This is a genomic window from Burkholderia sp. 9120 (assembly GCF_000745015.1).
GTDB lineage: Bacteria > Pseudomonadota > Gammaproteobacteria > Burkholderiales > Burkholderiaceae > Paraburkholderia.
In genome coordinates this window covers 4,837,128-4,852,145 of sequence record NZ_JQNA01000002.1, presented here as the reverse complement: position 1 = coordinate 4,852,145, position 15,018 = coordinate 4,837,128, and the positions used below count along the sequence as shown (strand labels likewise).

The following is a 15,018-nucleotide window of genomic DNA, read 5'->3' as shown; positions in this document are numbered from 1 at the left end:
CAGCGGCCCAACTTCGTTGCCCGCCGGCGGCCGTTAGCCAATACTGGTTTCACCGCGAGGCCTGGACGCAAACCACTGCACCAGGCGGACATCGGGAGGGCGTGTGTGTCCTCCCTTCACCCATCAGCGAAGGAACCGACATGACTAACACCATCATCGCAGGCATCGAAATACCCGACAGCGCCATTGCACGCGCCGCGACCGAACTGGTTCGCGATACCGAAACCGATCTCCTGTACAACCATTCGCGCCGCGTCTTCCTGTTCGGCGCGCTGAGCGGCAACCGCAAAGGCCTGAAGTACGACCCGGAACTGCTGTACCTCGGTGCGATGTTCCACGACATGGGCCTGATGCCGGCCTATAGCAGCGAGAGCTATCGCTTCGAAGTGGACGGCGCGAATGCCGCGCGCGATTTCATGACGCAGTACCGCATGAACGAGTACGACATCGAGCAGGTGTGGGCTTCGATCGCGCTGCATACGACGCCGGGCGTTCCCGAACACATGAAGCCGGTGGTCGCGCTCGTGACCGCCGGGGTCGAGATGGACGTGCTGGGTCTGACCTACCACGAGTTCAGCGACGATCAGCGCAACCAGGTGGTGGCCGCCCACCCGCGCGAAAAGACCTTCAAGAACGGCATTATCGACGCGTTCGCGCAAGGGACGATCAAGAAGCCCGAGACGACTTTCGGCAACGTCAAGGCCGACGTGCTGGAGCTGCGCGATCCGTCGTACAAGCGGCTGAACTTCTGCCAGATCATTCTCGGCTCGGCATGGGACGACAGTCGCGCCGACCACGCTCATCATGCCGGTTGCGCATGCACAGGCGGGGCAGCGGCACAGGGTGAATGACGCCAGCATTCGAACAGTCCCCACCGGTCATGACCACGCTTGTCATATCGGTTTGATACAGGATCTCCGATGAAAAAGCTCACTACCGCTTTCGGCGCACCCGTCGTCGATAACCAGAATATTCGCACCGCCGGTCCACGCGGCCCGGCGCTGCTCGAAGACGTCTGGTTTCTTGAGAAGCTGGCTCACTTCGACCGTGAAGTCATTCCCGAGCGGCGCATGCATGCGAAAGGGTCCGGCGCATTCGGTACGTTCACGGTCACACACGACATCACGAAGTACACGCGGGCCGCGATTTTTTCTGAAGTCGGCAAGAAGACGGAAATGTTCGCGCGCTTTTCAACGGTGGCGGGCGAGCGCGGCGCGGCCGACGCGGAGCGCGACATTCGTGGCTTCGCGTTGAAGTTCTATACCGAAGAAGGCAACTGGGATCTGGTGGGCAACAACACGCCGGTGTTCTTCCTGCGCGATCCGCTGAAGTTCCCGGACCTGAATCACGCGATCAAGCGCGACCCGCGCACGGGGTTGCGTAGCGCGGAGAGCAACTGGGACTTCTGGACGCAATTGCCGGAAGCGCTGCATCAGGTCACGATCGTCATGAGCGAACGCGGCATTCCGAAGACGTTCCGCCATATGCACGGGTTCGGCAGCCACACGTTCAGTTTCATCAGCGCCGCGCACGAACGGTATTGGGTGAAGTTCCATTTCCGCTCGCAGCAGGGCATTGAAAACCTGACCGACGCGCAAGCCGAAGCGCTGGTGGGCCGCGATCGCGAAACGCACCATCGCGACCTGTACGAAGCGATCGAGCGGCGCGAGTTTCCGCGCTGGACGCTGTTTGTGCAAATCATGCCGGAGAAAGAAGCAGGCGGTTATCCGATCAATCCGTTCGATCTGACCAAGGTCTGGCCGAAGCGCGACTATCCGCTGATCGAAGTCGGCGTGATGGAGTTGAACCGCAATCCCGACAATCACTTTGCCGATGTCGAGCAGGCCGCCTTTGCACCCGCCAACGTGGTGCCGGGCATCAGTTTCTCGCCCGACAAGATGTTGCAAGGCCGGCTGTTTTCGTATGGCGACGCGCAACGTTACCGGTTGAGTGTCAACTATCACCAGGTGCCGGTGAATGCGCCGCGTGGTGCGAAGTACGTGCACAGCTACCATCGCGACGGGCTGTTGCGGGTGGATGCGAATACGGGTGGCGCCACGCCGTATGAGCCGAACACGCGGGGCGAATGGCAGGAACAGCCCGACTATCGCGAACCGCCTTTGTCGATAGAAGGCGCGGCCGATCACTGGAATCATCGCGTCGACGACGACTATTATTCGCAGCCGGGCGCGCTGTTCCGCAACATGACGGCCGTGCAGCAGCAGACGTTGTTCGATAACACGGCGCGTGCGTTGAATGGCGTGTCGAAGCCGGTGCAGCAGTTGCATATCGAGCATTGCAGTCAGGCGGATCCTGCTTATGGTGCGGGTGTTGCGGGAGCGATCGAGGCGCTTGAACGGGAGTGAGGGTGGCGAGGGAGATGCGTTTCTCCCTCGTTCGCCTGGAATAGCCGAGCACGGGAAGGGGATTCATCGCTCATGACGCCAGGGTTCGATTCGATCCAGAGGGGGCGATTTTTTCCCATCTCGCACCCGACGAAACAACCTCGGTACAACGCGGATTCACGCTTAACGGACGAGTGGTTTCGCCATCGAAGCAAGCGCCGGCCTGGGTGAATTCGCGCCCATAGCAAGGCGTGCGCGAGCGCCGCCGGATTGCGGCGTGGGTCTTGTGGAGCAAGGCGCGCGCCACATTGGCGGCCAACTGGCACGAAGCTTGTGTGAAGGAGGGGTGAGAGAAGCATTCGATCAGCCTGGGTCTGTTCGCCTTCTTCTTGAGCTTACCCACCTGACGCCAGGACAATCTCATGCGGCAATCCGATGGCAACGGAAGTAAAGGCCCGAAGCCGCTCAACGCAAAAAGCGATCCAGTCTTCCATCCGCCCACGCCCCGCTACGACCCTGGGCACGGAGCGGTCGGCAGCGGTAGGCCGCCGCCTCGGAGCGCGCCTCTCCCGATCGGTATGCATGCCAGCAGCCCGGTGCTGTCGCCGATGACCCCGCCGCCGCACAGCAGCCCCGAGCGTGCGGCGACGCTGTCGCCGATGCGTCCTCCGCCGTCGAACCGATCGAACGGGCCGGGGCTGACACCGATGCAGCACAATCCGTCCAGCGGCTCGAACTCGCCGGTGCTGTCGCCGATGCTGCATCGGCCGTCGGGCAGTGAGGCTTCCGGGCCGCGTCCCGACCATGTCGCGATCGATCTGGCGCCGTCGCAACCGCTTCATCCGCCTGCGCAGCCGCCCTTGCAGCAGGGCGGCCAACAAGCGGTACAACAGGTGGCGCAACAGCCCGCGAGCCCCGAAACCGCACGGCAAAAAGTGGGCAAATTCGCACCGCTGGTCGATGGTCTGGCCGCGGGGGCGTCGCTGGTGGCGTCGAGAGTCGTACCGGGTTCCGTCGCTTCGACGGCAAGCGGCGCCGTAAGCGGGGTGTTATGGGGCGGCGCTGCGGGGTTGTCGGAGGCGAGCAATACGCAGCCCTCCAGCCGGCTGGCATCGTTCGGCAACTTCATGAACTTTAGCGCGGGGGCGTTGAGTACTGCGTCCGTGTTCAATACGGACAGCACGCAGACGAATCTCGGTTATGCATCGTCGGCGGCATGGGGCTTGAGCGCGGTCACCAGCATGGCGCACGCCGCGCTCGACGGTACGCGCGGCAGATTCAGTCGCGGGCTGCAGATCGCGAGCGGCGTAGCGAATCTCGCGGCGGCCGGGTTGTCGGCGGCGTCCGTCCGTGCGTCGTCGGAGAACGATACGACGAGTGCGGCCTGGTACGGCACGGCGTCCTCGCTATCGTGGATGGCGGGTGCGGCGTTTGCCTACGGGTCGGCACGCACGGCGTCGAATCCGTCGCCCCGTGTGGTGCCGGCGCTGCCTTCCGAGTCGTCGTCGCTGCGGTCGGGGAGCGCTGGACGTTCGTTTGGGACGATACAGTCGGTGTAGGGGGAGACGCGATCAGCGCCGGATGAGCGACAGCCGCGAACGTATGTCGCTTTATCCATTCGCCAGAGCCTTTCTCGCGTTCCCTACGGGCTACACGTCTCAAGCTCGCGAGGTTGAAGAACCTCATCCGCGTTCTCAATCTGGGCAGACTGAATAAGGTTACGGACGGATAGTGACGGGTCACTACGATTCCGAAGACCCATCGTGTCACTGATGTAAGCAATCAGGCCGCGCACCCGCTCAGGAACGAACTGACGAGAACGATAGCTGATTGACACCGGCACTGGTAGCGATCTCCAGGCTTCAAAAACGGGGAAAAGCTCTCCGGCTTTCACGTGAGGATTCGCTATCGCGGACGAAAGCAAGGCAACTCCAAACCCTTGTACAGCAGCCGATGCAATGGCTTGCGGGCTCGCTGAGCGAAAACGGGAGCTGCAAGGAAGCACCAGGTGCCTTTCTGATCCACGGGCTATTAGATCCCAGTGGCTTCCGCCAGGTGACATGCGCTGTTGCGGAAGAAGATCAGAAGGGAACAAAGCACGGGTCTCCGCCAAGAACCGCTTGCCGCCGAAGAGCGACATGCCCAAAGAATCAATCTGCCTGGCAATGTAGACATCACGAACTTCGCTCTGCAACGAGATGGCTAGGTCTGCTCCAGAGGCGAGGGGGTCATCTCCGGCGTCGAAAAAATCGACGCTCACCGTCACGTTATCGTGGGAACGCATGTATTGATCCAGCGTTAACGACAGGGAGTCAAATCCAAGAAGCCTTTGTATCGCCACCCGCACCGTTCCGCTCATCGTACCGGCGCACGCTTCGCTGATGCCTTTGATCTCCGAATAGTTGTCGAGCAACGAGACCGCCCGGTTGTAGACCGACATGCCGACGTCCGTTACCGAAAGTTTTCGCGTTGTTCTGTGAAACAACCGGACACCTAGTTCCGTTTCGAGTTCCTGGATGGCACGCGTCACCGCACTGGGAGAGATGTTGTTTGCAGCGGCGACCCTCGAAAAACTTTTATGTTCTGCGACTGCCTTGAATAGCTCAAGACACTTGATCGTATGCATTTCATTTCTCCCGGTTGTGACGTTGCAATCTTGATGACAAGAATAGATGCGTACGCACTGCAGTCCCATTCTACGAACGACTAGCCGCGCGCCGTCTTTGGACAGGCGACCCTAGACGAACGTATGCCGTAGCAACGTGTGGTGGAAGGACGGGAGGGGTAAGGCGAAAGGCGACGCGCCCCGCAAAGCACGCGGGGCGCTTGCCTCTTCAGACGGTAATCGCGCTGCGCAGCATGTCGGGAATCTTCTCGAGCTTTTCGAACGAGGCGGGATCGAGTCCATAGCCATCGGCCAGAACCTGGGTCACGTCGAGGTAATCAACGTAGACACGTGCTTCGCTGTCCTCCCACACTACGGCTTTCAACGGCAATTCAACCGCGGCATGCGGATTCGCCGCCATGATCGGCGTACCTGCCGCGGGATTGCCGAATAGCAGCAAAACTGTCGGCCGAAGAACGGCGCCGGAACCTGCCGCCGCCTGCGCCTGGTCCACCTTGGCGAAAAGAGTGATATGGCGGCTCGCGAATGCGGCTTCGATACGAGCCACCGTGGTCGAAAAATCCGCGCTACTCGGCAAGCTGATCACGTGGGGCGGAAGTGCGAACGATTCAGCGGCGGAACGGGTCATAACCGGTAGCTCCCAAAATTGAAGAAAATCGCCATGCGGACGACGAATGTCGCATCGCGCAGCATCGACTGGTCCCGGCGATAGCGCGCAAGTGAGCGTCCAGTGTCTCACGCGGCAAGTCATCCCAAACGCGAAAACGAGCCGGACCGATACGCATGGATAGCCTGGGTTACTCGAGTGACAAGTCATCTTTATTCACACTCATAGCGGCAATTGAGACGATCGAGCTAGTTTTCGAGCGTCGCGAGCGTCGGCAAACGCCGGTTGGGCTCATAGAATTCAGCCACTGAGATCCGAGCCGATGCGCTTCCCGTTGAAACGCACCGGGCGATAACCCAAACTGGAGTTGGCGATGTCGAATGTCGAACACTATGAATATGTTTTCCTCGGCGGCGGAAAGGGCGGCAAAACACTCGCGATGGACCTGGCTCAAGCCGGCAAGCGGGTTGCGCTGATCGAGCGCGGAATGATCGGCGGATCGTGTATCAATGTGGCCTGTATCCCGACCAAGGCGTTGATTCAGAATGCGCGGATCGCACATGTGCGCAATGCTCATCGGCACGATAGCGACGTGACCGAAGGCCCGAAAACCGATATGAAAAAGGTGCTCGGTAACGTGCGCTCGGTGGTGAGTGGCATGGTGGACATCAATCTGAAAGCATTTCTCGGCTCGGGCCTTGATCTGGTATTGGGAACCGGCCGCTTCGTCGGTCCGCGCAGGATTCATGTCGAGACGAACGAAGGCGCTGCCCGGATCATCGAGGGTGAGCACGTTTTCATCAATACGGGTACCACCGCCGCGATTCCCGACGTGCCGGGTCTGAAAGACGCACAACCGCTCACGCACGTCGAAGCATTGCAACTGGATTCGCTGCCGGACCATCTGATCGTGATCGGCGGCGGCTATATCGGCCTCGAAATGGCGCAGGCGTTCCGGCGGTTGGGCAGCAGCGTGACGCTCATTCAGGAAGCGCCCCGTGTTGCGATGCGCGAGGATGAAGACGTCACGTCGGAAATTCAGGCTGCGCTGGCCGAAGAGGGCGTCGAGATTCTGGTCGGTGCCAGGCCGGTTAAGGTGACGGGCACGTCGGGCCACGCCGTCACGATCGAACTGGAAAGCGGCGCGCTGGTGTCGGGCACGCATGTGCTCGTCGCCGCGGGACGCACGCCTGTGACGACGAATTTGGCGCTCGACGCAGCCGGCGTCGAAACGGACGAACGTGGCTTCATCAAGGTCGACGAGCGGCTCGCGACGACTGCCGCCAACACCTGGGCCATCGGCGAAGTGGCGGGCACACCGATGTTCACACACGCATCGTTCGATGACTACCGCGTCCTGAAGTCGCAACTTGCTGGCGGCAACATGACGACGAAAAACCGCATCGTTCCTTACGCTCTGTTCATCGAACCCGAACTCGGCCGCATCGGCCTGAACGAAACCGAAGCGAAGGCACGCGGTATCGACGTGCGGGTGGCGAAGATTCCGATGGCGGTCGTGCCGCGCGCCCGCACGAATGGAGCGACGAAGGGCTTCATGAAGGTTCTGGTCGATCAGCATTCGGACCAGATTCTGGGATTCACGATGCTGGGCACGAACGCCGGCGACGTGGTGACGGCCGTACAGATGGCCATGATCGGCAAGCTCCCTTATACGGCGGTGCGCGACGCGATCATCGCGCATCCGCTGATCTCCGAAGGCCTGAATATCCTGCTGGGCAAGGTTCCGGCACGCGCCGCCCATCAATGAACATCGGCCCTTATTCGTTCCCGGTCGCGCCGCTCATTCTTCTGGCGAGCATCGGCATTGCGCTTTGGGTGGCGCGCATGGCCAACCATGGCGGCCCTGCAGCGGAAACGACCATTCTGTATAGCGTGGTGACCGGACTGTTGGTGTCCCGACTCGCGTTCGTTGGGCAATACCTGCCGGCCTATCGGGGAGACGTGCTGAAAATGCTCGATTTCCGCGACCTCGGCTTCGAGCCGGTACCGGGCGCCGTAGCCGGCGCGATGGTTCTGCTAGTGCTGCTCGCGAAGCGGCGACACGTGCGCCGCGCCGCGATGCTCGCGGTTTTTGCCGGATGCGCGAGTTGGGGCCTGGCGACGGCTTTCTCCGACACGGGAGAGCCTGCAGCATTTCTGCCCGCGGTAGAGGTGCTCGATATGAATGGCAACCCGCAGCCCCTTGCCCATCACGACGGCAAGCCGCTAGTCGTGAATCTGTGGGCGAGCTGGTGTGGGCGATGTCGAGCCGAGATGCCCGTTCTGGCCGAAGCGCAAAGAGACTTCACGCAGGTGGACATCGCGTTTATCAATCAGGGGGAGTCGGAAACCGCAGTGAACGACTTTGTGACGGAGCACGGCCTTGTGCTGCACAACCTCGCGCGTGACCCGAACCTTGCCGTTGCGCGCGCAGTCGGCGCAAGAGCGTTCCCGACCACGCTGTTTTACGACCAGAACGGCAAGCTGCTGGCAATGCATCTGGGGCCGTTCTCGCGAGCAACGTTCGAGCAGGCACTTGAGACGCTCTACCCGAAAACGGCGCGTGGCGCGCTTCATTAACGGCTTTTTTTCAATTCGGCTCTACGCTGCCGTTCATTTTTATCACGGCCTTCCCGGCTCCGGATCTCAGCGCGAAACGGGTGGGGCGCTGCGTCATTGCGACAAGGAAATTCGTCTTAACCTGGTGGGCCATGCGTCGACGTCTCTTCGATAACAATCTTCCGGTTCTTTCATTGAATATGCGACTGATCTCTCTTCTCATTGGCGCCCTTTCCTGTTTGTCGGCCTTCGCGCACGCGCAGACCAACCCGACGGTCACGCTGCCGTTCGAAACACATGCCGCCTATTTTTCCCGCGAGGTGACGTCGCCAACGATTCTCGACCCGCAGGTCTTCGTGCACGACAAAAGCGCCCAGGCGGAGCGCTATTGGCAGGGTATCGAACATGTTGCGGGTGTGCGCAACGCACAGATTGACGATGCCGGCGCAACGGATCTTTATACGGCTAAAGGTACGCCCTTGGGGATGACGGCCGGGCAATGGTTCACAGCCGGTGGCACCGTGATGCTGAAGCCGCGCGCGGATGGTCGGGAAGACGTAACGGTGCAGTTGCACGGCCTGAAACCCGGTGGGAAATTCAGCCTTTTCGAAAATCACTTCGACCAGCAACCCACTGGTTTCACGCCGGTTGACGGTACGGGAAACGGCAACTCTTTTGTCGCCGATTCGAATGGCTTCGCAAACGTCAGCATGGTTGCACCGGCTCGGATGAGCCATGCCAACGCCGTGCTCGTGGTGTATCACTCCGACAACGAGACGCACGGCAGCGAGCGCGGCGCAATTGGCGAGACCGCGCATCATCAATTGATTGCGCGGGTGCCTTGATGCGGGTATTGCCGGGACTGGTGGGGTGAAGGCGGGAGCATGGATTAGAGCAAACTCGGTGTGCCTTTTGAGGCATGTGGCTAAAGCGCACAAAGAAAATGCCGATAAACAGACTTTGCCGACGATGTAGACAAGGTCACAACGATGAAAAACACGCTCAAAAATAATGCCGCGCGGGCAGTCTTCGCCGTAGCTGCCACGGCATGTCTGTTGACGGGATGCGTCACCACGGTTCCATCGAGCCAGTCTGATGAGAACGATTTGAGCGGCTCATACAAGGTGGTCGATCAGTCGCGTCGCCAGTCGCTCCAGGCGGAGTCCGCGGAGATCAAGTTTTTCCGAAGCGCTCCTGATGTAGGCGGTGGTATATCCGCCGGCTATCTGAAGTTGACCGGTCCATCAGTACCCGATGGCTGGGCTTTCCCGGCCTGCGGATATCCCGGCGATGGGGTGCGAAGCGGCTTCTCCGGAAACGCGGACCCGGCCAACATCGAAATCATCCGGTGCACGAATCCGCAGGACTTACGGTCGATGCCGGTCATCTTTCTCATCAAGACCAAGGACGGCAGCGCGTTTCATTATTCATCCGGAATTCTGGACCCGTTCAACAAGTCGCTTGAGGTCAGTACTGGACGTCTTCTTGTTATTAACTGGTGGCCCGATAGTCAATCGGCTTATGTGCTGAAGGCTAATTGAGCGCGAGTGCCAGCAGCGTCCGGAGTCCCTTTGGTGTTGAATGGCACCACAGACGGCATCGTCAGTTACGGCTTGAGGTCGTCACCGAAAACCCGTTGGGCGACGCCGGTACGCTCGTGCGTGAGTCGAGCGTTTTCGTTCATTCGTGAATTTGGCGAGCGTTCCGAGCGACGGATTTCGCCGGTCTACGTCGGACGAAGCGGCCGCCACGGGATGCGCGACCGCAGCGAATCCATAGCGCGTGACCCATTCGCTGTAACCCCGGACCAGAAAGCCACCTGAGCGCTCAACGTATTGCTGACGCGACATCTCATAGATTCCCCGCAGCGCAAACCACGGCACATGCGGTAGGTCATGATGCACCAGATGATAGTTGTTGTTCAGAAACAGCAGCCGCCAGAACCACGACGCTTCGTTAATCACCGTACGATGTTCAGAAGCCTGCGCGACGCGATGTTCCTGAAACGAGCGAATGGAACCCAGCGACAACGCGCCGTAACCCACACCCACAATAAACGCCCACGCCGGAATTCCGCAGTCATTCCGCAACCACAGCGTTAAAGCAGTCAACGCCGCAAAGTGCGCAAACCACACCGGCACATCTCGCCAATCACCGCGCCTGACTTTGGTGAGTGCATCCACACCGGTTGCTGCAATAGAAAACGCCGGGCCAACCAGCAATCTGCCGATAAACGTATTGCGGAACGTCAGCAACGCACGGATCGCCCACCCCGCGCGTTGCCACACCAATGCATTGACGAAGTAGCTTTCCGGATCGCGTTCCGGGTGCGTCAAATGCGCATCGTCATGATGCTGAAGATGCGAATTGCGATAGATGCCATAGGGAAACCACACGGCAAGCGGCGCGATACCGAGTGCTGCATTGAACAGGCGCGAGCGGGTTGGATGACCATGCAACAGTTCATGCTGCAGTGACATGTACCACGCGCCGAGCAAAGCCAGCAGTGCGACGGTAAGCGGCAACCCGAGCTCGCGCGCATGGGTGGCAACACCGAACCATCCGCTGTAAATCGTGACGATCAGCGTCCATGTCGGCCACTGCGTGCGCCATGTCCAGCTTGTCGCGAGTTGGGCGAGGGTTTTGCGCTGCGTATCGTCGAGGTAAAACGCCATGGGCTTGATCGGTCGAAGTGCATGTTCAGACCGATCCTACGGACCCATGGGCGCCGCCAGAACCATTTTGTTCAGCAATGCATCTGCCCGAACGTGCTTAGGCGGGGTACATATCGCCAGCGCGCGTGCGGCCCGATCCGGCGGTCAATGGTGGTCAATGCGCGTCCGCCACGCGGCAGGCGTGATCGAGCAGGGGCTCCGCCGTGCCGCTGCCGTTGTCCACTTCGGTGCCGCTATTCACGAGCAGCCAGCCGTCCTGTTGCGCGGACGGCCCCGCGCCCGTCACGAGTATGGTCTGCGTGGCCATCGCCGCTTCGCCCGGATTATCGCGTGCGACGACGCGGAAAGGATTGCCGCTGTTCGTCAGCGTGGTGACGCGCATGATCCGGTAGCGGTTGCCGTCGAGCGTGTCCCAATGCCATTCGCCGGGTGCATCTTTCGCGTGACGTGCAAGCGCGTCGCTGATATCGCCACGCATGCAATCGATGTGAATATGCAACTGGTTCTGTGAACGCCGGTACTTCGAATTGATTTCAAGGCCGAGCTGATTGTCGGGCAGCGTGCGCTTGACCGATTGCTCGACGTAACGGCGCGAATCCCATGCATCGACCCAATAGTCCTGCGCGTGCGGCGCCAGTACGAGCGGGCTTTCGATCCCGGTGATGCGGTCGGTCGGAATCAGCAGATGCTGCGACCGCCCGACAATGTCCTTCAGGATCGCATAGCGTTGGTCGAGATCGACGGTCGTGCATTGGCCCGGTGTGCCGGTTGCCTGTTGCGACGGCACGCAGCGCAGGTCGACGATTTTCCACAGCGCGTTGGAATCGATCGTGGCGAGGCGTGCGCAGCCAGTGGCCGCGAGCGCGACGGTCAGCGCGGCCATCGCAGACAACAGGCCGACGCTGCGGCGCGAAAGAGCCCGCCGTGACAGGCGGGACGTGTGTGTTTTCAACGGTGCATCGGTTGGCGTTTTTGTCGGTGCGATCATCGGTATTTCGTCGGTATTTTCAAAGGAGGTCGCGCGCGGATCAAAGCGTCGGTGCGGGCAGCACACCGAGCAACCGCTCGAACGCGACGCCGATTGCCAGCAGCCGCCGGTCCTCACCCAGCGGCCCGTCCAGTTCCAGGCCGACCGGCAAGCCACCCGGGGTCATGCCGGCAGGCAGCGACAGCCCCGGAATACCCGCCGTGCTGGCCGGATCGGTATTGCGCAGGAACGCGTCCATGGTGTCGATCGGTTCGCCGCCGTCGATGCTGACGAACGACGAGCCATACACATCGTCGATCGGCGCGGCGGCGAGACGCGTGGTCGGAAACAGCAGCGCGTCGAGCCGCTCGTCGGCGAAGGTCGCGGCCATGTACGCCCGCAAACGCGGCCGCCACAGATTCAACGCGTCGTCGTATTGCGCGGCCAGCACGTCGCCGAGCACGCCGTCGTAAATCGCACGGACGTCCGGGCTCGCAATGCGGGCCGCGAGTTCGGCGACGGTTTTAACCGGCGCGTCGTTCGCGACGAGCCAGGCGGGCACGTCGTCGCGCGCCTCGTGGATCGCAATCGGGCCGCCCACCATGCCGTTCAAATGATCGAGCTCACGCATTGCCACCGGCACGAACACCACGCCCGCTGCTTCGAGCCGCCGCAACGCGTCGCGCGCAATGTCGTCTACCTGGCGCTCGAGCCCGTCCCACAGCGACGCGGGCAAGCCGATGCGCAAGCCGCTCAGCGCGATATCCGGCAACGCGCCGCTGCCGGTAATCACGCCGTCCAGCAGCGCGATATCGGCGACGGTGCGTGCCATCGGCCCGACCGTATCGCGCGTATGGCTGATCGGCACCACGGCGTCCGGGTCGTGATAACGCCGTTCAGCGCCGCCATTGCCGACCGAAGGACGAAACCCCGCGGTGCCCGTCAACGCCGCCGGAATGCGCGTCGAGCCGCCGGTATCGGTGCCGAGTCCGGCGGGCACGATGCGCGCGGCAATCGCAGCCGCGGTGCCGCCCGACGAACCGCCCGGAATCCGCGTGGGATCGTAGGGATTGCGCACCGGGCCCGCGTGCGTGGCGAGATTCGTGCTGGTGATGCCGAACGCGAGTTCGTGCATGTTGGCCTTGCCGAGCACGATCGCGCCGGCGTCGATCAGACGCTGCACCGAGGGCGCGTTCGCCTTCGGGATGAAGCCTTCCAGCGCCGGCGTGCCCGCCGAGGTTTGCAAACCGGCTGTGTTGATGTTGTCCTTCACGACGATCGGTAAGCCGGCTAGCGGCAATTGCGCGAGCGCGGCGGCCGGCAACGCGTCGATGCGTCGTGCGGCGGCGAGCGCGCCGTCGAGGTCGAGCGTGGTCAGCGCGTTGAGGCTCCCAAGCGACGCCGCGCGCGCGAGCAGCGTGGCCACGTAGTCGGCGGCTTTGAGGCGGCCCGACTGGATGGCGGCGATGGCGTCGGTGGCGGTTAGCGCGAGTTGTTCATCGACGGTCCATGTCATGGCCGGTGTCTCCATAGGTTAGGGTGCCGGGTCGGCGCGATGGGTTTGGTGGCAGGCAGCGAGCGCAGTGCGGCACGCGCGAACGCAGGCCATTCGGCTACGACCGCCGGATCGGTACGGGAGGAAGGGGCAGGGAAAAGCGGGCAGCGGAGGGCGGCGACAACGGTCGATACGTCGGTCATGGCAGGCGTGCAGGGACGAGCTCGAGGTGTCGTCTATTCTGGCACAACCTGCCTTGCGTCGACGCCGGTCGACGCAAGGCCGTAGCGGATGGCGTTACTGGTGGTTATCGATCCACATGCGTCCCCAGCGGAACGCGTACGCGAGCGCATGCTCTTCGTCGAAGAAGTAATCCAGCGCGTCGAATGAATAGGCTTGCTCGTGGTTCGCAGCGGTTTTCTCGATCGTCAGGTTGGCGGCGAACAGGCCGTTGGGCAGGCGTTGCGCAACCGGCGCGACTTCGTAACCCTTGTAGCGGAGATGTGAATTCATGGTCGTGGCAGTGAGTATGCCCGCTTGCGTTGTCGAGGAAACCGGCGCGTGGGACGCGTATTGGCAGCGTCGGGCGGCCGGTGAGTCGGCGGGCAGGATCAAGCGTAGAGGGCACTGCGCAGCCGGTGAACGAATCATTCGTCGTAAGCAAATCAGCGGGGTTCGGGAACGGACTTCATCCGTTCGCATCGGACCATATCGGTTGTGCTCGCACACACTATCCGGCGTGGCGGGGCCGTGGTCTGTTATGTGGCGCACGGTTCGGACAAGCGCGAACGCCGTGGACCGCTAATGCGGCGCCACGGCGTTCAGGCAACGTGTTTCGAAGAGGATTAAACGGCGTGCAACAGGCGCGCGGGTTGCGTTTCGTTGCGTGCTGCTTCGTTCTGCGCGCCGGAGACCGACGCGGCAGAAGGCGTGCGATGCGAGGCAAAAGCCAGTGCGAATTGCGCGGCCTGCTGGCCGACCGTGGCGAGCTGATCGACCACTTTCGGATCCGAGCAGGTGTCGACGCTGTCGAAGCGCGTTTCCAGCGTATTGATGCCGGCGCCGAACGGCGTGGGCCAGCCGCGCAACGCATGGACGATGGAACGCAGCGACGTCAGCACCGAACCGGCGGCTTGCCAGCCGTACGCGGTGACGATACAGCCGACCGCGCGGCCGTCCAGATACGGACGCTCGTCGGCGCGCAATTCCTCGAGCGTATCCAGCGCATTCTTGACGAGCCCGGACACGCCGCCGTGATAACCCGGCGTGGCGATGATCAGCGCGTCCGCGTGGCGCACGGCTTCGATCAGTTCGAGCTGTTCGTCGGTGCGGGCGGGATTTTCAGGGGCGTAGTGGGGCAGGCTATGCAGGAAGGTGCCGCCGAACAGGCGGGTTTGTGCGCCGGCGGCTTCCGCGCCGCGCAACGCAAAGCCGAGCGCGCGCTCGGTCGACGAGGCGGCGCGGGTCGTGCCGCCGATGCCGATAACGAGTGGCCGGCGCTGATGATCGAAACTGGTCAACGAAATGCTCCTTCGGTAACGGCTCACAGCTTGCCGGCGCGGGGCTGCGCGCAGCGAAGCCGGGACGAACCGGACTTTGAAGTGTCATCTTAAAGACCATCGCCTGCTGCGCGAAGCGACTTTTTGTTCTAACGATATAACCCGCGTGAGGCAGCGGGTCTTTTTTCTGCTCGCGAATGTGCGCTGGAATGCACTTGGATCGATGCGGGATAAGCATATGGCGA

General features: G+C 61.8%; 14 protein-coding genes. 7 read left to right on the top strand and 7 right to left on the bottom strand.

The genetic code is table 11. The features are described 5' to 3' along the window. Window positions 1-140: 140 nt before the first annotated feature. The 3 genes from FA94_RS29725 (at window position 141) to FA94_RS38290 (ending at window position 3,904) form a co-directional block, all read left to right on the top strand. Entirely contained in the window at window positions 141-851 is a 711-nt protein-coding gene (locus tag FA94_RS29725; RefSeq protein ID WP_035558128.1) for an HD domain-containing protein, read from the top strand. A 69-nt stretch (window positions 852-920) separates the two neighbouring features. Continuing rightward, window positions 921-2,366 (top strand): catalase, encoded by a 1,446-nt coding sequence (locus tag FA94_RS29720; protein ID WP_035558125.1) that lies wholly within the window; start codon window positions 921-923, stop codon window positions 2,364-2,366. A 557-nt stretch (window positions 2,367-2,923) separates the two neighbouring features. Further along, window positions 2,924-3,904: a hypothetical protein gene (locus FA94_RS38290; protein ID WP_051980886.1), complete on the top strand. Its 981-nt coding sequence runs from the start codon at window positions 2,924-2,926 to the stop codon at window positions 3,902-3,904. 83 nt (window positions 3,905-3,987) lie between these two features. Here FA94_RS38290 and FA94_RS29710 read toward each other — a convergent pair whose 3' ends face one another. Together FA94_RS29710 and FA94_RS29705 are read right to left on the bottom strand one after the other, a co-directional pair. Beyond that, window positions 3,988-4,971, bottom strand: a complete 984-nt coding sequence (locus tag FA94_RS29710) for a LysR family transcriptional regulator (protein WP_035558122.1) — start codon at window positions 4,969-4,971, stop codon at window positions 3,988-3,990. 208 nt (window positions 4,972-5,179) lie between these two features. Next, window positions 5,180-5,599, bottom strand: coding sequence for a DUF302 domain-containing protein (locus FA94_RS29705; RefSeq protein WP_035558121.1), 420 nt, complete (start codon window positions 5,597-5,599; stop codon window positions 5,180-5,182). Window positions 5,600-5,951: 352 nt separating this feature from the next. Here FA94_RS29705 and FA94_RS29700 point away from each other — a divergent pair, with 352 nt between their 5' ends. The 4 genes from FA94_RS29700 (at window position 5,952) to FA94_RS29685 (ending at window position 9,678) form a co-directional block, all read left to right on the top strand. Next, window positions 5,952-7,346, top strand: coding sequence for an FAD-dependent oxidoreductase (locus FA94_RS29700; protein ID WP_035558118.1), 1,395 nt, complete (start codon window positions 5,952-5,954; stop codon window positions 7,344-7,346). A 77-nt stretch (window positions 7,347-7,423) separates the two neighbouring features. After that, window positions 7,424-8,158 (top strand): TlpA family protein disulfide reductase, encoded by a 735-nt coding sequence (locus FA94_RS29695; RefSeq protein ID WP_197070257.1) that lies wholly within the window; start codon window positions 7,424-7,426, stop codon window positions 8,156-8,158. Between the two features lie 131 nt (window positions 8,159-8,289). After that, entirely contained in the window at window positions 8,290-8,982 is a 693-nt protein-coding gene (locus FA94_RS29690; RefSeq protein ID WP_231585058.1) for a hypothetical protein, read from the top strand. 144 nt (window positions 8,983-9,126) lie between these two features. Next, a complete protein-coding gene (locus FA94_RS29685) occupies window positions 9,127-9,678 on the top strand; it encodes a hypothetical protein (RefSeq protein WP_035558112.1) in 552 nt (183 codons plus the stop codon). Window positions 9,679-9,759: 81 nt separating this feature from the next. On the opposite strand, the gene FA94_RS29680 is transcribed toward FA94_RS29685, so the two are convergent. The 5 genes from FA94_RS29680 to FA94_RS29660 form a co-directional block, all read right to left on the bottom strand. Beyond that, entirely contained in the window at window positions 9,760-10,812 is a 1,053-nt protein-coding gene (locus FA94_RS29680; protein ID WP_081936236.1) for a fatty acid desaturase, read from the bottom strand. 154 nt (window positions 10,813-10,966) lie between these two features. Continuing rightward, window positions 10,967-11,695 (bottom strand): CDP-diacylglycerol diphosphatase, encoded by a 729-nt coding sequence (locus tag FA94_RS29675; protein WP_197070308.1) that lies wholly within the window; start codon window positions 11,693-11,695, stop codon window positions 10,967-10,969. A 145-nt stretch (window positions 11,696-11,840) separates the two neighbouring features. After that, window positions 11,841-13,295 carry an indoleacetamide hydrolase gene (gene iaaH / locus FA94_RS29670; protein WP_035558109.1) on the bottom strand — a complete coding sequence of 485 codons (1,455 nt, stop codon included), beginning with the start codon at window positions 13,293-13,295 and terminating at the stop codon, window positions 11,841-11,843. Window positions 13,296-13,571: 276 nt separating this feature from the next. Further along, entirely contained in the window at window positions 13,572-13,787 is a 216-nt protein-coding gene (locus tag FA94_RS29665) for a DUF6566 family protein (RefSeq protein ID WP_035558106.1), read from the bottom strand. Between the two features lie 332 nt (window positions 13,788-14,119). Continuing rightward, a complete protein-coding gene (locus FA94_RS29660; RefSeq protein ID WP_035558104.1) occupies window positions 14,120-14,794 on the bottom strand; it encodes an NADPH-dependent FMN reductase in 675 nt (224 codons plus the stop codon). Between the last annotated feature and the right edge of the window lie 224 nt (window positions 14,795-15,018).